The 23,747-nt window shown below is 74.8% G+C and carries 21 protein-coding genes and 1 tRNA gene; 10 read left to right on the top strand and 12 right to left on the bottom strand.

All coding sequences use genetic code 11. From position 1 onward, the window contains the following. The first annotated feature begins 19 nt into the window (after window positions 1-19). Window positions 20-1,777 (top strand): alkaline phosphatase D family protein, encoded by a 1,758-nt coding sequence (locus tag OYE22_RS25005; RefSeq protein ID WP_277322490.1) that lies wholly within the window; start codon window positions 20-22, stop codon window positions 1,775-1,777. 22 nt (window positions 1,778-1,799) lie between these two features. On the opposite strand, the gene OYE22_RS25000 is transcribed toward OYE22_RS25005, so the two are convergent. Continuing rightward, window positions 1,800-2,543: a Clp protease N-terminal domain-containing protein gene (locus OYE22_RS25000; RefSeq protein ID WP_277322489.1), complete on the bottom strand. Its 744-nt coding sequence runs from the start codon at window positions 2,541-2,543 to the stop codon at window positions 1,800-1,802. Window positions 2,544-3,163: 620 nt separating this feature from the next. On the opposite strand from OYE22_RS25000, the gene OYE22_RS24995 reads away from it, so the two are divergent. From OYE22_RS24995 to OYE22_RS24985, 3 genes are all read left to right on the top strand, one after another. After that, window positions 3,164-3,622: a DoxX family protein gene (locus OYE22_RS24995; RefSeq protein ID WP_277322488.1), complete on the top strand. Its 459-nt coding sequence runs from the start codon at window positions 3,164-3,166 to the stop codon at window positions 3,620-3,622. A gap of 489 nt (window positions 3,623-4,111) precedes the next feature. After that, window positions 4,112-4,765 (top strand): VTT domain-containing protein, encoded by a 654-nt coding sequence (locus OYE22_RS24990; protein WP_277322487.1) that lies wholly within the window; start codon window positions 4,112-4,114, stop codon window positions 4,763-4,765. Between the two features lie 225 nt (window positions 4,766-4,990). Next, window positions 4,991-5,686, top strand: a complete 696-nt coding sequence (locus OYE22_RS24985; protein ID WP_277322486.1) for a lytic transglycosylase domain-containing protein — start codon at window positions 4,991-4,993, stop codon at window positions 5,684-5,686. Window positions 5,687-5,835: 149 nt separating this feature from the next. Here the strand turns inward: OYE22_RS24985 and OYE22_RS24980 are convergent, their stop codons facing one another. Next, on the bottom strand, window positions 5,836-6,618 hold the full coding sequence (locus tag OYE22_RS24980; protein ID WP_277322485.1) for an alpha/beta hydrolase: 783 nt from the start codon (window positions 6,616-6,618) through the stop codon (window positions 5,836-5,838). Between the two features lie 431 nt (window positions 6,619-7,049). Between OYE22_RS24980 and OYE22_RS24975 the strand changes: the two genes are divergently transcribed. Continuing rightward, complete coding sequence (locus OYE22_RS24975) at window positions 7,050-8,081, top strand: aspartate-semialdehyde dehydrogenase (protein ID WP_277322484.1); 1,032 nt, start codon at window positions 7,050-7,052, stop codon at window positions 8,079-8,081. A 152-nt stretch (window positions 8,082-8,233) separates the two neighbouring features. Here the strand turns inward: OYE22_RS24975 and OYE22_RS24970 are convergent, their stop codons facing one another. After that, window positions 8,234-8,956 (bottom strand): TetR/AcrR family transcriptional regulator, encoded by a 723-nt coding sequence (locus OYE22_RS24970; protein ID WP_277322483.1) that lies wholly within the window; start codon window positions 8,954-8,956, stop codon window positions 8,234-8,236. A gap of 156 nt (window positions 8,957-9,112) precedes the next feature. Here OYE22_RS24970 and OYE22_RS24965 point away from each other — a divergent pair, with 156 nt between their 5' ends. After that, entirely contained in the window at window positions 9,113-9,829 is a 717-nt protein-coding gene (locus tag OYE22_RS24965; protein WP_277322482.1) for a hypothetical protein, read from the top strand. Window positions 9,830-9,971: 142 nt separating this feature from the next. Here OYE22_RS24965 and snpA read toward each other — a convergent pair whose 3' ends face one another. Continuing rightward, on the bottom strand, window positions 9,972-10,637 hold the full coding sequence (gene snpA / locus OYE22_RS24960; protein ID WP_277322481.1) for a snapalysin: 666 nt from the start codon (window positions 10,635-10,637) through the stop codon (window positions 9,972-9,974). A gap of 323 nt (window positions 10,638-10,960) precedes the next feature. Between snpA and OYE22_RS24955 the strand changes: the two genes are divergently transcribed. Beyond that, window positions 10,961-12,058: a LysR family transcriptional regulator gene (locus OYE22_RS24955; protein WP_277322480.1), complete on the top strand. Its 1,098-nt coding sequence runs from the start codon at window positions 10,961-10,963 to the stop codon at window positions 12,056-12,058. Here the strand turns inward: OYE22_RS24955 and OYE22_RS24950 are convergent. Beyond that, the gene (locus OYE22_RS24950) at window positions 11,970-12,350 is read right to left on the bottom strand and encodes an anti-sigma factor antagonist (RefSeq protein ID WP_277322479.1); all 381 of its coding nucleotides are present in this window, start codon (window positions 12,348-12,350) and stop codon (window positions 11,970-11,972) included. The genes OYE22_RS24955 and OYE22_RS24950 overlap by 89 nt on opposite strands. A 716-nt stretch (window positions 12,351-13,066) precedes the next feature. Continuing rightward, window positions 13,067-13,138, bottom strand: a tRNA-Val gene (locus tag OYE22_RS24945). Between the two features lie 504 nt (window positions 13,139-13,642). On the opposite strand from OYE22_RS24945, the gene OYE22_RS24940 reads away from it, so the two are divergent. Together OYE22_RS24940 and OYE22_RS24935 are read left to right on the top strand one after the other, a co-directional pair. Next, window positions 13,643-14,962 carry a hypothetical protein gene (locus OYE22_RS24940; protein WP_277324305.1) on the top strand — a complete coding sequence of 440 codons (1,320 nt, stop codon included), beginning with the start codon at window positions 13,643-13,645 and terminating at the stop codon, window positions 14,960-14,962. A 112-nt stretch (window positions 14,963-15,074) separates the two neighbouring features. Continuing rightward, window positions 15,075-15,299 (top strand): zinc ribbon domain-containing protein, encoded by a 225-nt coding sequence (locus tag OYE22_RS24935; RefSeq protein WP_277322478.1) that lies wholly within the window; start codon window positions 15,075-15,077, stop codon window positions 15,297-15,299. A 124-nt stretch (window positions 15,300-15,423) separates the two neighbouring features. Here OYE22_RS24935 and OYE22_RS24930 read toward each other — a convergent pair whose 3' ends face one another. From OYE22_RS24930 to OYE22_RS24915, 4 genes are all read right to left on the bottom strand, one after another. Next, window positions 15,424-16,245: a GntR family transcriptional regulator gene (locus OYE22_RS24930; RefSeq protein WP_277322477.1), complete on the bottom strand. Its 822-nt coding sequence runs from the start codon at window positions 16,243-16,245 to the stop codon at window positions 15,424-15,426. Between the two features lie 157 nt (window positions 16,246-16,402). Next, the gene (locus OYE22_RS24925; protein ID WP_277322476.1) at window positions 16,403-17,065 is read right to left on the bottom strand and encodes a class I SAM-dependent methyltransferase; all 663 of its coding nucleotides are present in this window, start codon (window positions 17,063-17,065) and stop codon (window positions 16,403-16,405) included. 136 nt (window positions 17,066-17,201) lie between these two features. Next, window positions 17,202-17,858: a response regulator transcription factor gene (locus OYE22_RS24920; RefSeq protein ID WP_277322475.1), complete on the bottom strand. Its 657-nt coding sequence runs from the start codon at window positions 17,856-17,858 to the stop codon at window positions 17,202-17,204. Beyond that, the gene (locus tag OYE22_RS24915) at window positions 17,849-19,117 is read right to left on the bottom strand and encodes a histidine kinase (RefSeq protein WP_277322474.1); all 1,269 of its coding nucleotides are present in this window, start codon (window positions 19,115-19,117) and stop codon (window positions 17,849-17,851) included. Before OYE22_RS24915 ends, OYE22_RS24920 begins: the two co-directional genes overlap by 10 nt. Before the next feature lie 133 nt (window positions 19,118-19,250). Here OYE22_RS24915 and OYE22_RS24910 point away from each other — a divergent pair, with 133 nt between their 5' ends. After that, window positions 19,251-19,874, top strand: a complete 624-nt coding sequence (locus tag OYE22_RS24910) for a DedA family protein (RefSeq protein WP_277322473.1) — start codon at window positions 19,251-19,253, stop codon at window positions 19,872-19,874. A 46-nt stretch (window positions 19,875-19,920) separates the two neighbouring features. Here the strand turns inward: OYE22_RS24910 and OYE22_RS24905 are convergent, their stop codons facing one another. Further along, window positions 19,921-20,664 (bottom strand): HAD family hydrolase, encoded by a 744-nt coding sequence (locus OYE22_RS24905; protein ID WP_348652277.1) that lies wholly within the window; start codon window positions 20,662-20,664, stop codon window positions 19,921-19,923. Window positions 20,665-20,783: 119 nt separating this feature from the next. Further along, a complete protein-coding gene (locus tag OYE22_RS24900) occupies window positions 20,784-23,726 on the bottom strand; it encodes a phosphoribosyltransferase domain-containing protein (protein ID WP_277322472.1) in 2,943 nt (980 codons plus the stop codon). Window positions 23,727-23,747: the final 21 nt, after the last annotated feature.

Raw genomic sequence — 23,747 nt, 5'->3', positions numbered from 1 at the left:
GGCGATGGAGGGAGCGCGGATGGCCGGGTTGCGACTGGGGCCGTTGCTACGCCAGATCGACTGGGAGACCGGCGAGCGCGCCACCGTGTGGGTCGAGACCGACGCGCCGTGCGAGGTCGAGGTGCGCTGCGCGCCCCCGGCGGACGCGCCGGCGCGCGGGGCGGGCCACCCCGCGCCGGGGCCCGGCGGCACGGCCCACACCTGGCGGCTCGCCGGCCACCACTACGCCCTGGTGGAGGTGGCGGGGCTGCGCCCGGACAGCGTGGTCGCCTACGAGGTGCTGCTCGACGGCGAGCGGGTGTGGCCGCTGCCCGACTCCCGCTTCCCCGCCTCCACGATCCACACCCCACCCGCGCGGACCGACGCGGGCGACGAGGCCACGGCCACGGGCGACCGCGCCGTACGGGTCGCCTTCGGCTCCTGCCGGTGGGCCGCGCCGCCCGCCGCTGGGGGCGGTGGGCACGACCCGATCGGCCCGGACGCCCTCGACGCGCTGGCCGCCCGCATCGCCCGCGACCCGGACGGCGACCGCCCCGACGTGCTCGTACTCCTCGGCGACCAGGTGTACGCGGACGAGACCTCGGCGGCCACCCGCGACTGGCTGGCCACCCGGCGCGACCTGAGCCAGCCACCGTGGGACCAGGTCGCCGACTACGAGGAGTACACCCGCCTCTACGACGAGTCCTGGCTCGACCCGGAGGTGCGCTGGCTGCTGTCGACGGTGCCGAGCTGCATGATCTTCGACGACCACGACGTGAGCGACGACTGGAACACCAGCGCCGCCTGGCAGGCGCGGATGCGCGCCACGCCGTGGTGGCGCGAGCGCGTGCTGAGCGGCCTCATGTCGTACTGGGTCTACCAGCACCTGGGCAACCTCTCCCCCGCCGAACTCGCGGCCGACGAGCTGTTCGCGGCCGTCCGCGCGGCCGACCGGGAGGGGCCGGACGGGGCCACGGAGCTGCTGCGGGACTTCGCGGCGCGCGCCGACGCCGACCCGACCTTCACCCGCTGGAGCTACCGCCGCGACTTCGGCCGGGTGCGGCTGGTGATGGTGGACAACCGGGCCGCGCGGGTGCTGACCGAGGGCAGCCGGTCGATGCTCGACAAGGAGGAGCTGAGCTGGCTGCGCGACCAGCTCCACGACGCCCCCGAGAGTGTGGACCACCTGCTCGTCGGCGCCTCGCTGCCGTGGCTGCTGCCGCCCTTCGTCCACGACGTCGAGGGTTGGAACGCGGCGCTGTGCGCCGGCGAGCGCGGCCCGCGCTGGACCAGGATCTCCGAGGACCTGCGCCAACGCGCCGACCTGGAGCACTGGTCGGCCTTCCCCGCCTCGTTCGACGCGCTGACCCAGCTCATCGCCGAGGCGGGCGGCGGACCCGCCGCGCCCGCGACGATCAGCGTGCTCTCCGGTGACGTGCACCACGCCTACGTCGCGGAGCCGGACTGGTCGCGGTGGCCACGGCCGCCGGTGAGCCGGGTGCTGCAACTGACCTGCTCGCCGGTGCACAACAGCATCCCGGCCTCGATCCGGATCGGCTTCCGGTTCGGCTGGAGCCGGCCCGCGCGGCTGCTCGGCCGCCTCTTCGCCCGGCACGCCAGGGCCGGCCGCCCGAAGCTGAGCTGGCGCCGCACGGGCGGGCCGTGGTTCGGCAACCAGCTCATGACCCTGACCCTGCGCGGCAGGCACGCCCGGCTCCGGCTCGACCAGACGCGCGGGTCCGGCCCTGGGCCGGCACGCCTGGTCACCACGGAGCAGCGGGACCTGACGCCCGGCTGACCGGGGCCCCGGGCCGCGCGGGCTACCCCGGCTCGTCGGTGGGCGCGCTGTCGGCGACCGCCTGCGCCACGTGGGCCGCGGCGGCGTCCTTGGCGACGCCGACGCCCGTGAGCACGCCCGCCCCGTCCTCCTGCTCAAGGAGCGCGAGCAGCAGGTGCTCGGTGCCGATCTCGCGGTGGCCCAGGCGCAGCGCCTCGCGGAAGGTCAGCTCCAGCGTCTTGCGCGCGTCCGCGCTGTACGGGATGAGTTCGGGCGCCTCGCCGGCGGCGGGGGCGGGCAGCGCGGCGAGCGCCGCCTCGCGTACCCGCTCCAGGGGCACCCCCTGGGCGCGGATGGCCTGCGCGGCCAGCGTGTCGGGCGCGCTCAGCAGGCCGAGGGTCAGGTGCGCGGGGCCGACCTCGGGGCTGGCCGCGGTCTTGGCCTCGTTGTGGGCGCTCACCACGACGTTGCGGGCGGCGGTGGTGAACTGGTTGAAGCCCTGCTGGGCGTCGAGCGCCGGCGCCTCGGTGGCGCCCTTGGGCACGAACCGCTTCTGGGCCGCCTGCCGGGTGACGCCCATGCTCTTGCCGATCTCGGTCCAGGAGGCGCCGGAGCGGCGGGCCTGGTCCACGAAGTGGCCGATGAGGTGGTCGGCGAGGTCGCCGAGGTGGTCGGCGGCGACCACCGCGCCGGAGAGCTGGTCGAGCGCGTCGGGGTGGGCCCGCCTGATGGCCTCGATCAGTTCGTCGAGCCGCACGGGGGGCGTGATGTCCAAGGGCTTCGTCATGCGTCAACCGTAGGTTGACAAATCCTGGCGCGTCAACCCGACGTTGACAGTGGAGATGCACCAAGCGCCCTCGCGACACCTTCGCGCCACACCGACGCGCACCACTCCTCCCGGGCGGCTCGACCGGCATCCCACCCCGACGGGCGGGACCTGCCGCGTCCGGCACATGCGGAACGGGGGGCCGCACCCCGACCAAGGCGATGCGTTTCGGCCATTCGAGAGCCAGGCCACCCAGGGCGCCAGGAAGCGATTCACCAGCGACCCACAAAAAGTCCATACCAACTGGTCGAGACCACCTGACGGTCATGCCCATGTCGCCCTACGCTCGACACAGCGACCGAGCCCGTTCACAACACCCCGCCCACAACGGGGCGATCCCCACCGCACACGCAACGACCTTGCGTAACGCGCGCCCACCGGCTACCACACGGCCCCTGGCAGCGGCGATGGACAAAAGCGGGCACCCGCGCCGCCGCGCGACCCCCACCACTCCCGCCGACGCGCGAGCACCGGCACGGGACGAGCAGATCTGGCAGAACTTGAACTTGCAACAAACTATTAGGCGTCCCTAACCTGGCCCCCTCGTTGTTTCCCGTCCCCGAAACGAGGAGTCCCCTGTCATGTCGTCCCCCAGCTCGCTCACCGAGCAACTCGACGCCGCGCGACCGCGCGTCACCTCGCTTTTCCGGATCGTCGTCGGCCTGCTCTTCGCCTGCCACGGCGCCTCGTCGCTCTTCGGCAGCTTCGGCGGCGTCGACGGCGCCGGCGGCACCGTGGACACCGGCACCTGGCCGGGCTGGTACGCGGCCGTGATCCAGCTCGTCGGCGGCGTCCTCGTGATGACCGGCCTGTTCACCCGCAGCGCGGCCTTCATATCCTCCGGCTCGATGGCGTACGCCTACTTCACCGAGCACCAGACGGAGAAGCTGTGGCCGCTGGAGAACGGCGGCGAGGCGTCCGCGATGTTCTGCTGGGCGTTCCTCATGATCGTCTTCACCGGCCCCGGCCCCTGGGCCCTGGACCGGCTCCTCGGCGAGCGGCGCGTCACCGAGCCGCACCGCCAGCCGACCCGCGTCTGACGCCGCCCGGCGACCGCCGGCCCACCGCCCGCCTCCACCGGGCGACGTCCGGCACCACCCGCGCAGTCTCCACCCGGCCGCGCCCCGATCACGATCGGGGCGCGGCCGGGTGCCGTTCCGGCCCGCCAGAGCCGACCACCGGGGGTCCCGACGGCCGCGGTTCGAGCGACTTCGCCGACCTGCGGATGTAACGACGTGATGACGAGTCGACATATCGAGATACCGAGACCCGCCCGCGCGAGTGGACCGTTATGAACCGTTGCTCATGGTGTGCACCCGGGTATCGGGCGCATGATCGACCGGAGACCGCCCGGTCACCCGCGCCGCGGGCGGCCGTACGCCGTGATCTCGGCGTTATGCAGCCGCGGTGACCGCCCTCGGCTCGGTATGCTCTATCAGCACAGGCATACGCTGTATGGCTGTGCTGAAGAGGCCGCTCCTGCCGCTCCCCTGCGACGTCGCGGCGGGGGAACGGGACCGGGAGAGACGTTGCTGGAAACCTTGGGGTCGCTGGTCGACACCCCGTGGATCTACGTGATCATTGGTGCGTCCGTGGTCCTCGACGTCTTCCTGCCCGTACTACCCAGCGGCATCCTGGTGATCGCCGCGGCCACCGCCGCCGCCGGCACGACGACGGCCGACGCCGTCGGGGCCGCGCGGGGCGTCAAACCCGACGCCGACGTCCCCGAGATGCTCGCGCTCGTGCTGTGCGCCGCCACCGCCTCCGTCCTCGGCGACCTGGTCGCCTACCGGCTGGCCTGGCGCGGTGGCGAACGCCTCGACCGCGCCATCGCCCGCTCCCGCCGACTGACCGCCGCCCAGCAGAAGTTGGGCGCCGCGCTGGAGCGCGGCGGGGCCACGCTCGTGGTCCTCGCGCGCTTCGCGCCCGCCGGTCGCTCCGTGGTGAGCCTGGGAGCCGGCGCCGCACACCGCAAGGTCGCCGAGTTCCTGCCGTGGTCGGCGCTGGCCGGGCTGATGTGGGCGGCGTACAGCGTGGGCCTCGGCTACCTCGGCAGCCAGTGGCTCGGCGCCACGTGGCTCAGTACCGCGGTCTCGGTGCTCGCCCTGTTCGCCGTGGGCACGATCGCCGGGTACGTGATGAGCCGGCGGCCGAGCAACCAGAAGGCCCAGCAGGCCGCCTGACCGCCACACCGGCCAACCGCCGCCGCACCACTCCCCGTTACGGGCCCGCGCGAGACCGCGCGGGCCCGTGCGACGTCCGGCGGCGCGGCCCACGGCGGGGCACCCGCGCACGAGGTGGGAACGCGAATGCGGATCAACCGGCGCACGCCCACGTCCGATTACGGGCGCCCACGTAAATCCGGTTATCGTCCCTCCCATGCTCATCTCCCCACCTTCCGCTTCCGTATGGTGACCCGCCGTGCCCGCTCCGGTCTGGGCATCGTGGTCAGCGCGGCGCTGCTGGGCGCCGGGGTCCTCGCCGTACGCGAACTGGTGACGGACGGATCGGACCCGCTGCCCACGGTCCCGGACGAACACCGCGCCACCCTGGAGGCCGCCGCCCGCACCTGCGCGCCGCTGAGCGTGCCGCTGCTCGCCGCGCAGATCGACGCGGAGAGCGGCTGGGACCCGCGGGCCAGTTCGGGCAAGGCCGACGGGATCGCCCAGTTCGCGCCGGTCACCTGGACCGAGTGGGGCCGCGACGGGGACGGCGACGGCCAGGCCGACGTCTGGAACCCGAAGGACGCCATCGCCTCGCAGGCCCGCTACCTGTGCCACCTGTACGACTCGGTCAAGGACGTCCCCGGCGACCGCACCAAGTTGGCGCTCGCCGCCTACAACGCGGGCCCGGGCGCGGTGCTGCGGGCGCGGGGCATCCCGGAGTTCAACGAGACCCGGGGTTACGTCGACCGGATCACCAGGCGGTTGCTGCCCGAGTACGAGCAGACGGAGCGGGAGCGGCGCGAGAAGCTGGGGGAGACCGCCGGGACCGCGCACCCCGACGGCGAGGACCCGACGCCCACGGCGGCCCCGCCCACGGACGCGAGCCCCACCGCCGTGAGCCCCACCGACGCGACCGGCGCCGTCGAGCCGCAGCCGTAACCGCAGTCGTAGCCGTAGGCGCTGACGTAGCCGTAGGCGCTGACGTAGCCGTAGGCGCTGACGTAGCCGTAGGCGCTGACAGCCTGCGGTGGTTTCCGGCCGCGCGGGCGAGGGGGCGGGGCGCGGGGCCCGGTGTGGGCGCCGCGCCCTCAGCCGGCGTCCGGTGCGAGGAAGTCCTCCACCACGCGAACGAGTTCGAGCGGGGCCTCGTCGGCCGCGTAGTGTCCCGCGGCCGGCAGTTCCACCAACTCCGCGGCCGGATACCAGCGCAGCCAGGTCTCGCCCATGACCCGCGCCGACAGCGCCGGGTCGTGCCCGCCGACCACCACCCGTACCGGCAGCGGCAGGCCCTCGATCTGCTCGTGGAAGTCCTCCCGGGCCCAGGAGTCCAGCCAGGCCCGGAGCGCTTCGGGGTCGATGTGCTCGACCGAGTGTCGGACCATGAGGTCGAGCCAGGCGTCGGGGTGCCGGTTGCCCGTCGTCAGGTCGATGATCGCGCGCCGGCTGTCCGGGCGCTCCGCGGCCGACGCGAACAGTTCCCACTGCTCGCCCGCCATCGGCACCCCGCTCGCGGGCACCGGTGAGACGCCCACCAACCGGCGCACCCGGTGCGGGGCCGCCGCCAGCAGCCGCTGGGCCACCGCGGCGCCCATGGAGTGGCCCAGCACGGAGAAGCGCTCCCACCCCAGGTGGTCGACGAGCGCCAGCAGGTCGTGCCCCGCCTCGCTGGTGGTGTACTCGCCGGGAACCCCGCGCGCCTTGCCGTATCCGCGCAGGTCCGGCAGGACGTAGGTGAACGCCTGGCGGTCGAGGTGCGGGAGCAGCGCGGTGTAGGCGGAGCGGTCCGCGAACCAGCCGTGGACGGCCACGACCCGGTGCGGGCCCTCTCCGATGACCTCGTGCGGTGGTACGAAGGGAGCGAGGGGTGCCACGGCGCCTCCGATCCGGGGTGGACGCGGGTGCCTGGCACACCCACAGGGCATAACCGTGGCCGCAACTCGGCGCCCGGGCAAGGTGGCTGGCCGGATCGGCGGCGCCCCGCCGCCCCGGGCGGGCGCCCGGCCGCCCCCGCCCGTAGCGCCGCCGCCAGCCGCGTCGCCCCGGTCCGAGATCACACCCACGATCGGAACCCGCCCATCCGCGTGACCCGCTTCACCCGCGGATCGGGCTTACACCGGGGCGGCGGACGGGAAGGTGCGGGAGATACTGCAACGGTCGTACGCGCCCGGCCAGCGGGGCGGCGGGGGGTCGCCCCCGGGGGCGGGGGCGCGTGCGGACGGGGTGACGACGTGATGACGGAGCACGACCGGGGGTGGCGGTGCGTCCGCCGGTCCCGGCGGGCGCGGGTGAGTGGAGGAGCAGGATGAGAATCGGAATCGTCGGTGCCACCGGCCAGGTCGGCGGGGTGATGCTCGGCATACTCGCCGAGCGTGGCTTCCCGGTGGAGCAGTTGCGGCTGTTCGCCTCGGCACGCTCGGCGGGGCGCACCCTGCCGTGGCAGGACACCGAGATCACCGTGGAGGACGCGGCCACCGCCGACTACTCCGGCCTGGACATCGTGCTGTTCTCGGCGGGCGGCGCCACCTCCAAGGCGCTGGCCCCCAAGGTGGCCGCCGCCGGGCCCGTGGTGATCGACAACTCGTCGGCCTGGCGGATGGACCCCGAGGTCCCGCTGGTGGTCTCCGAGGTGAACCCGGAGGCCGTCGCGGAGCGCCCGAAGGGCATCATCGCCAACCCCAACTGCACCACCATGGCGGCCATGCCCGTGCTGCGCCCGCTGCACGCCGAGGCCGGCCTGGAGAGCCTGGTCGTCGCCTCCTACCAGGCGGTGTCCGGTAGCGGCCTGGAGGGCGTGGCCGAGTTGGAGGAGCAGATCCAGAAGACCGCCGGGACGGCGGCGCGGCTCACCCACGGCGGCTCGGCCGTGACCCTGCCCGAGCCGCGCAAGTACGCCCGGCCCATCGCGTACAACGTGCTGCCGATGGCCGGATCGCTGCTCGACGACGGCTCGGGCGAGACGGACGAGGAGCGCAAGCTGCGCAACGAGAGCCGCAAGATCCTGGGCATCCCGGAGCTGCTCGTCTCCGGCACCTGCGTCCGGGTGCCGGTCTTCACCGGGCACTCGCTCCAGGTCAACGCGCGCTTCGCGGCGCCGATCAGCCCCGAGCGGGCCGCCGAGCTGTTCGCCGACGCGCCGGGCGTGACGCTCTCCGACATCCCCACGCCGCTCCAGGCCGCCGGCCAGGACCCCACGTTCGTCGGCCGCATCCGGTCGGACGAGACCGTCCCCGACGGCCGCGGCCTGGCCTTCTTCTGCGCCAGCGACAACCTGCGCAAGGGCGCGGCGCTCAACGCCGTACAGCTCGCGGAGCTGGTGGCGGCCGAGTCCGCGTAACGCCCACCGCCACGCCGCGCGCACGCCGCCCACGCCGTACGACAGGAGCCCGGCCCCGCAGCCCGCGGGCCGGGCTCCCGCCGTGTGCCCGCCCGGTGCGGCGGGCGCCGCGCCGGAAGCACGGGTCCGGCGGCCGCTGGCCCGGCGGGCCGTCAGGTCGCCGCCTCGTGGCGCTCGCCGGAGGTCGTGGCGTCGCGCGGCCCACCGCTCGGCCGGGGCACGGGGGCGGCGGCCGGGGCCGCGCCCAACGGGGCCGCGTCACGTGAGGCCGCGTCGCGCGGGGCCGCGTCGAGCGGGCCGGCGGACACGTCGCGCAGGCCGGCCAGGCTGATGTCCAGGTAACGACGCCAGTCCCCGGTCCCGTTGCGGATGATCGCCGCGAGCCCGCACACGATCATGCTGAGGTCCGCGACCTCCACATCGGGCCGGATCGTCCCCTGCGTCCTGGCGCGCGCGATGAGTTCGGCCGCTATGGCCTCGGTCCGCTCCGCCGCCGCGCCCTCGGGCCTGGCCGATCCGAGGGTCGCCTCGATCGACGCGGTGAGCCCACGGTCGCTGGCCAGCACCTCGCCGATGTACCCGATGTAGCGGGCGAGCCCGTCGGCGGCGTCCGGGCACGGCACGCACACCGTACGGCCGAACTCGACGATGTCGTCGTGGCGCGCCTCGCCCGCGGCCTCGATGAGCGCGGCCCGGCTCGGGAAGTGGCGGTAGACGGTGCCGATGCCGACCCCCGCGGCCCGAGCCACCTCGGGCATCTGCACGTCCTGGCCACGTGCCGTGAACAGCGCGCGGGCGGCGGCCAGGACACGGGCCCGGTTGCGCTCGGCGTCGGCGCGCGGCTTCCGTCGTCGTGGGGGCGATGGGGTCGACACGCTGCCCGATCCTAGTGCCAGCGCCGTTCCCGCGTTCCGCGCCAGCGTTCCAGGCAACGGGCATTTCCGCAGGTGAACGGGGTTTTTGGCGTTCCAGCGTCCCGCATGAGCGCGGCTCCCTTGCCGGCCCGGGCGCGGCCGTGGCGAAGTTGCCCCATGAACAAGCACTCGCACCTCAACAACAGCGCCAGCACCGGCACCACCGTCAGCGCCAGCACCACCGTCAGCACCGCCCGTGCCGGCGTCCGGGCCCGGCTCGGCCGGGCCGGCGCCGTCGGCCTGGCCGTCCTGGCCACCGCGGCGACCACCGCCGTACTCGCTCCGACCGCGACCGCGGCCCCGCGGGCGGCCCAGGCGGCCGAGCCCGCGTTCCTGGCGCCCAACGAGCTGCCCCCGCACGCCTCCTCCGCCTGGTACGCCAGCCCCGTCACCGCCGGCACGCCGGACCCGCTGCCGTTCTGCGTCGGCCCCGCGCTGCCCGGCGCCACCTCCGTACACCGCGACTTCTGGACCGAGTACGACACCGGCGCGGTCCAGGTGACCGTCGTGGAGCGGGACGAGACGCGCGCCAAGTCGCTGGCGGCCCTGTGGAACAAGACCATCCGCGCCTGCGCGGACAAGGTCGAGCAGGAGGACCCCGACATGACGGCGGAGTTCCGGGACTTCGGCTCGATCAACGTCGAGGAGGGCGCCAACGTCTACGGCATCCACACGGCCCACGCCTGGGGCTCGTCCGACATCAACATGTTCTCGGTGGGCCGGGACGGCCGGACGGTCACGGTCGTGAAGTGGGGCCAGATGGGCAACTTCCAGCACGCGCAGGTGCCCGACTTCAAGCAGACCACGACGACCGCGGTCAACAAGCTCTACTGATCCCCGGCCCGGCCTGGCCCGACACGGCCGGTCAGGCCCGACGGCCCCGGCCTCGTTCCGTACGGCAGCGGACCGGCCGCCCCCGCGCACTGGACGTGCGGGGGCGGCCGGTCCGTCGTGCGGGGTCAGGCCACGGGCGGCGTCACTTGAGGAACGCGCCCTTGTCGAAGGCGCTCACGTTGGCGATCCCGTTGGCCCAGAGCTGGTCGACGCGGGCCGACTCCTGCGCGTTCGGGTTCGGGTTGGTGCAGGACGGGCCGGGGCCGCCGCCCGACATCAGCTCGCTGCACGGGCCCGAGTAGTTGTCCGGCAGGCCGAGGACGTGGCCGGTCTCGTGCGCGGTGACCCGGGTCGAGTCGAACTCCTGGTTCTGCCTGTAGTCCAGGAAGATGTAGCCCCTGCCGTGCCCGTCGGTGCTGGCGTACGAGCCACGCGGGTCGTTGCCCTCGCGGTACTGGAAGTCGCCGCCCGAGCCCTCCTGGAGCTTCACGTTGGACACGTGCGAGTTCCAGATCTGCGTGCTGCGCGCGATCTGCGAGGCGAAGGTGGGCGCCTGGCTGGCGTCGTAGGTGACGGTGACGGCCCGCTCGCCGGTCCTGGCCTGCTTGGCCTTGGCCGACTCGATGACGGCCGTGAAGAACGCCTTGGTGGCCGCGGCGTTCTCGCCGGACGCCTCGTACGCCGCGATGCTGGCCGGCGTCGAGCGCTGCGCGGCGTCCGTGCTGGTGGCGGCCGAGGCGGGCAGCGCGCTCATGGTGGCCAGGCCGAGGCCGAGCGAGACCGACAGGAATATCCTGGAGTGCTTCATGTGGGGGGACTCCTTCGTGCGTCCGGGGACCCCGGCGACCGCCGTGGGGTAGCGGTCGGGCCGTCCGGAACGTGTCCCGCCGAGTGTCAGGGAGGGATCGCGCGGCGCGGATGATGCCAACTGGCGATAGCACGGCGTTATAGGGGCGCGGAAGTCGGTGAACCGCGCATACCCGCTCGTACTCGGGCAAGGCACCACTGCTACGGGGCCGGAAGGGCAACGTGGGGCGACGCGCCGTCGTCCGGACGCCGACGCGGACGATCGGATGGTGTCTCTGGTGTGCGCCGCGCGTGCGCCGTTATGCTCCGGCCGTGGAGCTCGACGTGAGACACCTTCGTGCGCTCTGTGCTATTGCCGACGCGGGCAGCGTGCGCAAGGCCGCGCTGCAACTGGGCATGACGCAACCGTCCCTCACCACACAGCTCAGGCGCATCGAGAAGGCGATCGGTGGCCTGCTGTTCACCCGCGAACAGTCAGGCAGCCATCCCACGCCGCTCGGGCGGTCCATCCTGGCCCGGGCCCGGCCGATAGTGGCCGACATGAGCGCCCTGGTCACCGCCGCCAAGGACGCCGCCGCCAACATCAGCGAGGCGCACCTGCGCATCGGCAGCACCGGCAACCGCGCCGTGGCCGGCTGGCTGCGCAGGCTGCACGCCCGGCTGCCCGACACGGACACCACGATCCACGTCGACGTCTCCGCCACGATGCTGCTCCAGATGGTGGCCACCCAGCAGCTCGACGTGGCGTTCGTGCACGAGTTCTCGGGCTTCCCGCTGCCCGTGCCCAGCGGCGTCGAGCGGCGCGAACTGGTCGCCCGGGAGCCGCAGTTCATCGCCCTCTCCGCGACCCACCCGGCGGCCAAACGCCCCGTGGTCCGACTCGCCGACCTGGCCGACGACCGCTGGGTGGTCGACCTGACCGTGGAGGACGAGTGCGCGGCGCTGCGCCGCGTCTTCGCCGAGGCCGACCTCAACCCCCGTCTGGTGCACGTACGCGACAACACCACGGCCGCCGAACTCGTCGCCTCCGGCGAGGCCGTCACACCCTGCCAGCCCACCACGAGCGCCCGCGAGGGCACGGTGATCCGCCCGCTCCGGGACGACCCGCTGACCGTCCGGCTGTTCATGGTCTCCCGGCCACACACCACCTGCGCCCCCGACGCGGACGCGCTCTACGCCGACCTCAGGGCCTCCTACCTGGAGCTGGCCTGGGCGAACCCGGCGTACCGGCTGTGGCTGCTGCGTCACAACAGCCCGCTGCTGCGCTCCGACGAGGCCGCGCCCGGCGCGCGCCCGTCCTCGGCCGCCGTCTCCTGCCTGGCGCCGATACCGGTCACGCTGCCCGTTCCAGGGCCTGCTCCAGCGTCGGCACGGGCCGCAGCAGCCCCGTCAGGTTGGCGATCTCCATCAGCCGCAGGGTGACGGCGTGCGCGCAGACCAGGCCGAGCCGCCCCGCGCGCCGCGTCATGCGCTCCTCGGCGCGCACCAGCAGGGCCAGCCCCGTGCAGTCGAAGAACGTCGTGCGCCGCAGGTCGACGACGACGTGCGGGGTGCCGTTCGGCGCCGTCGCCTCGTCAAGAACGACCCGGATCGCCCCAGCGGTGGCGAGATCCACATCCCCCGACAGCTCCACGACGGTGCAGCCGCGCACGTCGTACGACCGTGCCAGCCGCTCGCCGTCGTCCCGCTCGCTCGCCCAGGCGGCACCGCTCACGCTCACCCCACACCCGCCGCACGGCCCCGTTTCCCCCACAGCCCCCGCACCCCCTGCTCCCCTGGTCACTCCCGTGTCCCGCGCATCCCCCGTACCGCATGTCTCCCCCAGATGTCCCGAGTGCCCGTTGAGGGCACCTACCGTCCCGGCCTCCGCCGGCCCGAGCGCCCGTTGCGTGCGGGCGGACCGGGCGGTCTCCCCGTGCTCCACCGCCGCCGTCCTCCGTTGATGGTCACAGCCCATGCCGAGGTCCCCATGTCCGCCTGACCTGCCGCCCTGGCACGGGTACGCCTGGTGCCGGTGCCTGGTGCTCGCCGACGTCGATTTCACGCCATTGGCAACTGGGGTGACAGACGGGCCACGCTAGCGGCGAGCCTCATCGAGAGGGCATGCAAGAACGATTCTTGGGAGCCGAAGAACACTCGTACGAGTGAAGACACCCCCGGACTCTTGTTGTTGACGTGGCGTCAAACATGCTCCGCGAGAGTGGGCTTGAAGTATGCGCTCCACGGGCGGCCTCGCCGGCCGGCCGGGACCCTCCGACACCGTTTCGGAGCCCGGTTCCGGGGGCTGCGGCGGGGTCGGGCGGGAGGCTCGTACGCGCCGACGAACCCGACCACCGACACCTCGCCCGACGCGCTCCGCCACCGGGCCCGGAAAACACTTCCGGCCCGGTCCCTCTCGCGGTCTCGCGAGGAGGGACCAGGCCGGCTGGGTGGGCACAACAGGGATCGAACCTGTGACATCTGCTTTGTAAGAGCAGCGCTCTACCGCTGAGCTATGCGCCCTGGCACGCGCCGACAGCCTACCCCGACCCGGCCCCGTACTCGCAAACTCGTGCCCCTGTGGGCCCGGGCCGCGGCCGGTCGGGCCGTGGGGGCGCTGGGCAGGGGCGGAGGGTGGAGGCGAGGGGCGGGGGGTGCTCGGATCGGCTGGGTGGGGCGCGAACTATCCGGCCCGTGTGTTCGTCCCTAACGGGTGGGAGAATGGCATCCGGGCCTGGGGCGATTCATCGGGAGAGGGTAGTGACGGCGACCACCGCGCAGTCTGTACGCCTAGCACGTCGCCTGCTTCATGGCCGACCGCCCGCCCGCGCCGTCGCCCCGGCCGCCGTGACCAGCCCGGCCCACGCGGGCGCCGAAGCCCGCGCCGGTGCCACCACCAGGGCCGGTGCCGGCGCCACCGCCGAAGCCGGTGCGACCGCCGCCGCTGCCGTACGGCGCGGCGCCGGCTCCGCCGCCGTGGCCCGCCGTGCGGCCGGACGCGCCTGCGGCGGCGGTGCCACGCGCCGGGTGGCCGGGGACGTCCTCGTGCTCGTCGCGCTGCCGGTGCCGCTGGTGCTGGCCGCGCTGGCCGGGTCGTTCACCGGGGGCGGGACGCGGCGCTGGTTCGGGCGGGGTGAGAGTCAGCGGGCCGACGCGCAGGCGGCCAAGGACGCCGCCGCCGCCGCGTTCTACGAGCTGGACACCGCCCAGCGGGACCTGCGGATCTCCATCGAGACGATCGCGGCCGTGGACGACTCCCCCGCCGCGCGCCGGGCCGTCAGCGACTTCGCGGCGCTCGGTCAGCGCATCGACCAGGCCAGCCACGACTACATCAGCGCCGTCGACTCGCACGACCTGGACCGCGACGACCTGGAAGCCTCCGCCGCCTCCCGCGCCCGTGCCGAACTGACGCGGGCCAAGGCCGGTCTGGAGCGCGCCAAGGGGGACCTCGACCGGTTCGCCGAGGGCCTGGCGCCCTTGTTGCGTACGGCCGAGACCCAGTTGGCCCGGCTGGCGCCGGCCGTCGAACGGGCCCGGCAGGCGCTGCTGGCCGCCACCCAGGCGCTGGACGCGGTACGAGCCTCCGGGCTGCGGGCCGACGAGTTGGCGGCCCGGCTCGCCGCGCTCTCGCCCGAGCTGACCAAGCTCAACCAGGGCGCCGGGCAGCACGGCGTACAGGAGACGATCCGGCGCGCCGATCACGTGCTGCGCGCGGCCGAGGCCGTGCGCGGGGAAGCCGAGCGGCTGCCGGCGACCGCCGCCGACATCGACAAACGGCTGGTCTCGCTGCGCACCAGGGCCGAGGCCATCACCACGCGCGCCGCGGGCGTCGAGCCGGTGCTCAGCGAGTTGCGCCGGCGCTACAGCGCCGCCTGCTGGCAGGACCTCCAGCCCGTGCCCGAGCAGGCCGCGCACGCGGTGGCGCAGGCCGAGGCCAGGCTGGCCGAGGCGCGGGTGGCCCGCGACGAGCAGCGCTGGCCGGACGCGCTGGCCCTGCTGTCCACGGCGCGGGCGCTGCTCAACACCACCGACGAGGCGGTGTCCACCGCCGGCGACCGGCTGCGCCGGCTGGACGAGGTCTCCCACGACCAGGCGCACGAGGTGGAGCGCACCCGGTTCGCCGTGCGGGACGCGCAGCGGCTGGCCATGGCGGGGCGCAACACCCCCGATCCGCGCCACGCCCGCCCGCTCGACGACGCCGTCGCGCGGCTGGACCGCGCGATCGCCGGTCTGGAGGGGCGGCACCCCGACTGGTGGCACTTCCTCACCGAGACCGAGGCCGTGCGGCAGACCGCGGCCCGGGTGGTGCGGGAGATCCGCGAGGAGCGCGGGGCGTCCGGCGGCTGACCCGCGCCGACTCCCGGCCACGACGCGCGGGCCGCGTGGCCGTGGGGCGGCGGTCGGGACGGGGTTGCGCACAGGGGTCCGGCCGGCGGCGGATCGCGATTAGGCTGCGGGCATGCCTCGTTACGAATACCGCTGCCGCGCCTGTGGCGCCAACTTCGAGCTGAGCCGGCCCATGGCGGACTTCAACGCGCCCGCCACCTGCCCCGACGGGCACGGCGACACGGTCAAGCTGCTGTCGACGGTCGCCGTCGGTACCGGCGCCGCCTCGCGTGGTCCCGCGCCCGCCGCGGGCGGCGGGGGCGGGGGCGGTTGCTGCGGCGGTGGCTGCTGCGGCTGAGCGCCCGCAAGTAACGCGCTCGGCGTCCCTACCAGGCCGTCCCGGCCCACCTGTCCGCCGGCCCGCGCGCTCAGCGTTCCGCCGGTGGCGGGGCCGGGGCCCGGCCTGGTCCCGCGTCCGCGTCCTAGTCCGGTTCCTCGGGGGTGGCGCGGCGCCGGGCGAGTGAGCCGGTGGCGGCCGAGCTGTGCACCGTGAAGGCCATCGTGCCGGGTACGTACCGGTCGTCCGACCACTCGATGGGCGCGCCGGCCGGATCGGTGCTGCGGCGGCGCTCGCGGAGCAGCGGGTCGCCGGGTTGGCAGCCGAGCAGCCGGGCGTCGTCCGCGTCGGCCCGTACGAGGTCGATGGTGTGGTGCGCGTCGGCGATCATGACGCCCTGTTCCTCGAGCCGTACCGTGTGCGAGACGGTGTCCGGGTCCAGCGCGGCGACGAGGGCGCCGACGGACTCCGGGTAGACCGTGCGCTCGATCATGACCGGCCGGCCGGAGAGCGTACGGACCCGGAGCATGCGGTAGACCGTGGCCTGGGTGTCGAGCCGGAGTAGCTCGCGTTCGGTGGCGTCGGCCGGGTGGCGCTCGATCGAGACGACCCGGCCGCCGGGCTCCTCGTCGATGGAGCGGGCCCAGCGGGTGAAGCTGAGGAGTTCGCCGAAGCTCTGCGCGCCCTCGGAGCCGAGCACGACCCGGCGGGTGCCGCGCCGGGAGGTGACCAGGCCCTCCGCGCGGAGCACGGCGAGCGCCTGTCGTACGGTGCCGCGCGAGACGCCGTAGCGCTGCGCCAGGTCGCCCTCGGCCGGTAGCCGGCCGCCCGATCCGTACGCCCCGTCGGTGATCGCCTGCCGCAGGTCGGCGGCCACCTTCTGGTACATCGTCCGCGGCCGGCCCGCGGGCGCGCCGCCCGCCACGGCACCGCCCGCCGCGGTGTCGCCCGCGGTCGCGCCGTTCACCACTGCCTCTCCTCCACGTCTCCCGCGCCCGCGCCTGGCCAGCGCCCCTCGTCACGTACAGCCGTGCCGCGAGGTGCTGGCGCCGCGCGCGTCCTGGGAGGGGAGCCTAGCCGCGCGCGGCGCGTTCGCCGGACGCCCCGGGGCCGGGGCGGGGTGGTTAGCGGCGGCGGGCCAGTGTCAGGCCGTCGGCGACCTCCAGCATCACCGAGTCCACCCGGGGGTCGGCCAGCACGTGCTCGTTGAAGGCGTGGATCGCGGCGCCGTTGGGGGACGCGGAGGACAGGTCGGCGACCTCGCCGCCGTAACAGACGTTGTCGGCGGCGATCAGCCCGCCCGGGCGCATCCGGGGCACCAGCTCCTCCCAGTAGGCCAGGTAGCCCTGCTTGTCGGCGTCGATGAAGGCCAGGTCGACATGGGGTTCGGGGGGCATCGCGCGCAGCGTCCGGAGGGCGGGGGCGATGCGCAGGTCGATGCGGTCGGCGACGTCGGCGCGCTGCCAGGCCGCGCGGCCGTACTCCGCCCACTCGGCGGAGACGTCGCAGGCGATGAGCCTTCCGTCCGGGGGCAGCGCCCGGGCCATGCACAGGGTGGACAGACCGGTGAAGGTGCCGATCTCCACGACGTGGCGGGCGCCGATCAGCCGGACCAGGAACGCGAGCAGCGGCCCCTGCTCCTGGGCGATCTGCATGCCCGCGTGGTCCGGCAGGGCGGCCCTGGTCCGGGCGACGAGTTCGCGCTGTACGGCGTCGGGTGGGGGGTTGTGCGCCAGTACGTAGGCGTGCAGCGCGCTGGACTGTGCCGGACGCTTGGAATCGGCCATGGAAACCCTTCCCTCTCACTGCGGAGCGACGGCGTTCCTCGCACTCGCCCGAAGGCGGCGACCGCCCACCGAGCGGTGTGGCCGCCCTGGGCGAGCGCCCCGGGCGGCACGGCGTGCCGCACGGGGCGATCCCGCCCTAACTACCCACGTAGCGGAGCACGGCAAGCACCCGGCGGCTGTAGCCGGTGGTTCCGGTCAGCTCCAGCTTGTCGAAGATGGCGTTGATGTGTTTCTCGACGGCGCTGCGGGAGACGTGCAGCCGCTGCGCGATGGCGGCGTTGGCGTGCCCCTGCGCCATCTCGCCGAGCACCTCGCGCTCGCGCTCGGTGAGCCGGGCGAGCGGGTCCGTGTGGGTGCTGCGGGCCAGGAGTTGGCGTACCACCTCGGGGTCGAAGGCGGCCTGGCCCGCGGCGACCCGCTCCAGGGCGTCCAGGAACTCGTCCACCTGCATGACCCGGTCCTTCAGCAGATAGCCGACGCCCCCGCCGCCGGCGGTCATCTCACCCGTGAGCAGCTCGGTGGCGTAGCGCTTCTCGACGTACTGGGAGAGCACGAGCACCCCGAGCCCGGGGTGGCGGCCGCGGATCTCCAGGGCGGCGCGCAGCCCCTCGTCGGTGTGGGTGGGGGGCATCCGCACGTCGACGCAGACCGCGTCCGCCGGGTGCTCGTCCACCGCCGCCAGCAGCGCGGTGGCGTCGCCGACGGCCGCGACGACGTCGTGGCCCTCCTCGGTCAGCAGCCGCACCAGGCCCTCGCGCAGCAGGGTCGAGTCGTCGGCCAGGATTACGCGCATGGCAACTCCGCGGTGATGGTGGTGGGGCCGCCCGGCGGGCTGTCCACCCGCAGGGTGCCGTCGATGGCCGCGACCCGGCGGGCCAGCCCGAGCAGGCCGCTGCCCGTCGGGTCGGCGCCGCCCGAGCCGTCGTCGGTGATCCGCGCCCGTAGGACGAAGGACGGGGCGCGGTCGGCGCCGCGGGCGGTGCGGGCCGGGGGTCGGGGTCGGGCCGGCTCCGGGGCTCCGTCGCGCGCGCCGGGCAGCCCCGTGGCGACGGGCACCGGGGCGGGCGGCGCGGGCTCGGCCGGGGCGCGGGTCACGGCGATGTGCACGCGCTGTGCCCCGGAGTGCTTGACGGCGTTGGTGACGGCCTCGCTGATGACGAAGTAGGCGACGGTGCGGACCTCGGTCGCGGGCTCGGCGGTGAGGCCGTAGTCGAGTCGTACGGGCAGCCCGACGCGTTCGGCGACGGTCTCCAGGGCGGCCCGCAGCCCCGCCTCGTCCAAAACCGTGGGGTAGACCCGCCAGGCCACCTCGCGCAGCTCGTCCAGCGCCTGCCGGCTCTCCGCGTGCGCCTGCTCCAACAGGGCCTGGGTGCGCGCCGCGTCCTGGCCCCGGCGGGCCCGGCCGAGCAGCATGCCGAGCGCCACGAGGCGCTGCTGCACCCCGTCGTGCAGGTCGCGTTCGATGCGGCGGCGCTCGTCGTGCACGGCGGCGACGACGCCGGCCCGGCTGCTGGCCAGTTCCTCGATCCGGCGGCGCAACTCGTCCTGCGGTTCGGGGCCGAGGAAGTACCAGGCGACCCGCTGTTCCAGGGCGACGACGCCGAACAGGCCCTGGGCGGCGAGGAAGAGCAGGAACATGCCGGCGACGGAGGAGTAGATCTGCTCGTCGCGGTTGTACGAGTGGAACATCGGCCAGCCCCAGATGATCAGCGACCCGTACAGGGCGCCGATCAGCACGGAGAGCACCACCAGGCAGCCGAGCGGAGCGAGCAGCCAGCGGACGGCCAGGTAGCCGAGCGCCCGGCTGCCGCCGTAGGAGGAGCCGATCTCGACGTGCAGGAAGTACGCCAGGCGGCGCCGCTCCACCCGCGCCAGGCGGCGCGCGCCGCCGGCCACGGCCCGCAGCACCGTTTGCCGGGCCCGCGGCCAGACGAACACGCACAGCAGCGCCAGGCCGCTGAGCGCCGCGTACACCAGGCCCACCACGGCCGTGCAGCCGCCGATCACCAGCCCCACCGATATGCGCAGCCCGCGCCGCACCCACATGACCATGCCCCGCACGCTAACCGCCCCACCGGGGCCGGCACACTGAGGATTTCCGCAGGTCGTGGCTGTGGTCGACGGCCGGCCTGGTGGGCGGCGCACACCATGGCCCGGGGGCGGCGCCGTTCCTAGCGTTTCGGGCATGACGGATCGCATCACCGACTGGGCAACCGGTCTCATGGACACCCTGGGAGCGCCGGGCGCGGGACTCGCCATCGCGTTGGAGAACCTGTTCCCGCCGCTGCCGAGCGAGGTGATCCTGCCGCTCGCCGGCTTCTCGGCCAGCCAGGGCGACATGAACCTGCTGGCCGCGCTGGTGTGGACCACCGCCGGCTCCGTGGTGGGCGCGCTCGCGCTGTACTGGGTGGGCGCGTTGCTCGGCCGGGACCGGGTGATCGCGCTGGCCGGGCGGCTGCCGCTGGTCAAGCCGGCCGACATCGACAAGACCGAGCGCTGGTTCGTCCGGCACGGCACCAAGGCGGTCTTCTTCGGCCGCATGATCCCCATCTTCCGCAGCCTCATCTCCCTGCCCGCCGGCGTCGAGCGGATGCCGCTGCCCGTCTTCACGCTCCTGACCACCCTCGGCAGCCTGCTGTGGAACACGGCGTTCGTGCTGGCCGGCTACGCCCTGGGCGAGAACTGGGAGGACGTGTCCGACTACGTCTCGGTCTACTCCAAGGGCGTGCTCGCCGCCGCCGTGCTGGCCGTCCTCGCCTTCGTCACCCTGCGGCTGGCCCGGCCGGGGCGCGGCAAGCGGCGCGGCTGAGGGGCGGCCGGGGTGCCTGACCGGGCGGGCCGCGTGGCCGGCCCGGTCAGGCGCCGTCGGCCGCCGCCTTGCGGAACTGGCGCAGGATCTCCTCACCGGCGGCGACCCCGCGCTCGGCGAGGGCGGTGACGTGCGGCGCCGACCAGCCCACGGCCGCCAACTCGCCGTGGCCCGGGCGCCAGCCCTGGTCGGCGGCGAGCAGCAGGTCCGCGTCCAGGAGGGCGTCACCGGCGGCGAGGACCCGCCGCGCCCCGGTGCGCCGCGCCACCTCGGCGACGGCGGCGCTCTTGGTCAGCGGGCGCGGCACCACGTACAGCTTGCGGCCCTGGAGCGAGACGCCCCAGCCGCGCTGGTCGGCCCAGTCGGTCAGCTCCGCCACCCAGCCGTCGGGCAGCAGCGCGCGCTCGACCACGAGGTAGGCGAACAGGTCCTCGGCGACCCGCTCCTTGAGCAGCCAGGCCGGGTCGGCCGTGGCCACCAGGTGGGCCCGTACCTCCGCCAGCGAGGCGCACTCGCCGCGCAGCGCCCGGTCCACCGTGCGCTGCCAGTCGGGGTCGCTCTCGCCGTCCACCAGGAGGTGGCCGCCGTTGGCGCAGACCGCGTAGCGCGGCGGCGGGCCCGGCAGCCGGATGCGCCCGAACTGCTCGCGGGTGCGGGTGGTGGCCGGCACGAAGGTGGTGGCCGAGGCGAGTTCGGTGAGCAGCCCGGCGGCGGTCTCGGTCAGGTACGACAACGGCTTGGCCTGGTAGACCTCCACGCACAGCAGGCGCGGCGCCCGCGCGTCGGGCATGTCGAGCCCGAGCGCGGCGGCCGAGTAGATGAGCGTCCGGTCCAGGTCGCTGGCCACCAGGACGGGGGCGGCGCCGCCCGCGACGGGGGCGCTCACCGGGCTCTCCGCGACGGAGGCGCTCACCGGGCCACCGCCCGGCCGTCGGCGCCGGTCGCGGCGCGCGTGTAGCGGGGATGGATCAGCCCGACGCAGGAGTACGGCAGGTCGTCCACCTCCTCCACCGGGACGCCGCGCTGCTCGGCGAGCATGCGTACGTGGTCCAGGTCGGGGCCGGCGCCTCGGCGGGCGAGGACCTTCCAGGGCACCCGGCGCAGCAGCACCCGGCTGGTCTCGCCGACGCCCGGCTTGACGAGGTTCACGTCGTGGATGCCGTACTCCTCGCTGATCCGCTCGACGGCGGCCCAGCCCTCCCAGGTGGGGGCCCGGTGCGGGGTGGCGATCAGTTCCTTGGCGTCGCGGACGGCGGCGTCGGCGACCTCGGCGAAGCGTGCCGTGACGGTGTCGAGGAACAGCGCGGACAGGTCGACGTCGGCCAGCTCGCGGTAGAACTTCGCGCCGTGGAACTGGCCGGGCCGCACCAGGTCGGCGCGGAGCACGGTGCGCGAGACGAGCCCGGAGACCGTCGAGTTGAGGCAGGCGGAGGGGATGAGGAAGTCGTCCCGGGTGCCGTAGGTCGCAACGCACCCACCGGGGTCGGCCAGTACGGCGATCCGCGGGTCGAAGCCGCGCACGCCCCCGGCCGCCTCGCTGGCTTCGAACTCCTCGATGGCGGCGGCCAGTTCGCGGGTGATGGCGCCCTTACCGGTCCAGCCGTCCACGAAGACGACGTCGACCGGGTCGTGGTGGCGGGCCAGCCAGCGCAGCGCCGCGGTGTCGATGCCCCGGCCGCGCACGATGGAGATGGCGTAGTGCGGCAGGTCGACGCCGTGCGCGTGCTGGGCCCAGCGGCGCATCAACACGCCGACGGGCGTGCCCGCGCGGGCCAACGAGACCAGCACCGGGCGGGAGTCGGGCCCACGGCCCGGGCGGTCCTGGTGCTCGGCCAGCAGCGTCTCGGTGACGGCCCCGACGGCCCGCGCGATGCGCGCGGCGGAGGTCTGGAGCGCGGAACGGAACAGATCCTGGTAGGCGTCGCTGGGCTGGTACTCGATGGGCAGCGACTCGGCGTAGTGCGCCCCGCCGCCCTGGATCGCCTCCTCCCGCTCCTCGATCGGCGCCTCCAGGGTCACCTCGGAGAAGTCCTGGAGCAGCCAGCCGACCTCGTCGGCGGCGTACGAGGAGAAGTCGGGCCCGCGGAGCGGTTCTTGCATGGGTGACGCCTGTCGGTCGGGCACGCCGCCGGGCGTGCGGGGGGTGGGTACGGAGGTGGCGGGACCGGCTGCCCGGGCCCGGTCGGCGGGTACGGCCGTGGCGGGCGCGGGCGGGTCCTGCGGGGCGCGGCGGGCCGGGATCGCGGCCTCGACGGGGGCCGGCTCGGCCGTGCTGGCCGGACCGTCGGCGGCGCCGGTGGGGACGTAGGAGGGGACGACGGCGTACACCAGGCGCGGCGTCTGCGCGGCCAGCGCGTCGAGCAGCCCGCCGGGCGCGTGCAGGGCGGGCGTGTCGGCGGCCGAGTCCACGACGGCCACGACGGCGTCGAAGCGGCGCGCCGGGTCGCCACCGGGCGCCACGTTGTACGCGTAGCGCGGGCCGGGGCCGTCGGCGGGCGCGTCGTGCGCGGGGAAGGTGAGCCTGGTGCGGATGGCGTACCCGGGGTCGTCCAGGGCGAGGACCGGCGAGCGGGTCGTGGTGGAGTACCGCACCTCGACGCCCGCGGCCGCGCCGCTCACACCGCCCGCGTCGCTCGTGCCCTTGGCCGGGGCGTGGTCGAACTCGGCCTGCAACGCCTCGGCCAGCCGCAGCGGCGCGTACATCAGCTCCTCGAAGCCGAGCACGAGCACCCGGGCCCCGGGGGCGAGGCGTTCGGGGCGCACGGCTCGCGCGAGGCGGCGGGCCATGTCGGGCAGCGCGGCGTCCAGGGCCCGGCGGTGCGCGGGTGTGAAGCCGTGCCGGCCGCCGTCGGGCAGCCCACGCGGCCAGTCGAGTTCGACGCGTACGGGGGCGGGATGTGCGGGCCCGGCGTGCTCGGGGGCGGGGTGCGCGGGCCCGGCGTGCTCGGGGGCTCCGTCCGGGAGGGTGGCGGTGGGGCCCGTCTCGTGCTCGGCCACCAGTGCCTGGCCACGGGCCAGCACGTCCGGGGGCAGCCGCACCGTGCCGGCCGCGAGCGCCACCAGGTCGACCCGGGCGCCCAGCGAGGCGGCGAAGCGGTCCAGGTCGGCGCGGTCGGCGGCGGAGCGCATGTCCACCAGGGCGACGACCACGTACCGCTCGCGCGGGAAGCGTCGGTGCAGCGTGCGGATGGTGTTGAGCACGGTGCGCCCGGTGGAGAACTCGTCGTCCACGAGCACCAGCGGCCCGTCCCCGGCCAGCAGCGCGGGGTCCTCGGGCAGCAGGAGGTGCGAGGTCGCGTGGCTGTGCTCCTCCTCGAAGCCGCCCACCGGTCGCACCCCCTCCACCGGCCGACGGGTCGAGTGCAGGTACGGGGCGAGCGCGAGGCCGTCGGCGACGCTGTGGCCGAGCCCGGTCGCCGTCTCCGCATAGCCGAGCACCACCGCGCGCGCCGCGTCCGCGTCGCCGAGCAGCGCGCGCACCCGCTCGCCGAGCCGCACCCCCGCCCCGTAGACCACGGCGGGCCGCTGCGGCACGTGCTTGCCGAGGACGTTGGAGACCAGCAGGTGCGCCCGGCGCGGGTTGCGGCGCAGCGCGAGCCCGAGCAACTCCCGCAGCCGCCCGCCCCCGGCACCGTCCCCAGCCGCGCCTCCGGAGCCGTCCGGGCCGGCTTGGCTGGTCTGGCTCTGGCTGGTCTGACTGGCCTGGCCGATCTGGTCGGCCCGTGCGTCACCGTCGGCGGCGGCCACCGCGTCCGACGCGTCCCGCGCGTCCTCCAGAGCGATGCCGAGCTGATCCGCGACCCACTGCCCCGACCACATCACGTGCCGCCCCGCTCCCTCGTCAACCGTCAACTCCCGCACCCTTCACGCATC

Origin of the sequence: Streptomyces sp. 71268, assembly GCF_029392895.1 — a bacterium.
Taxonomy (GTDB): Bacteria; Actinomycetota; Actinomycetes; order Streptomycetales; family Streptomycetaceae; genus Streptomyces.
The sequence above is the reverse complement of the archived record's forward strand: the minus strand, read 5'-3'. Positions and strand labels throughout refer to the sequence as shown.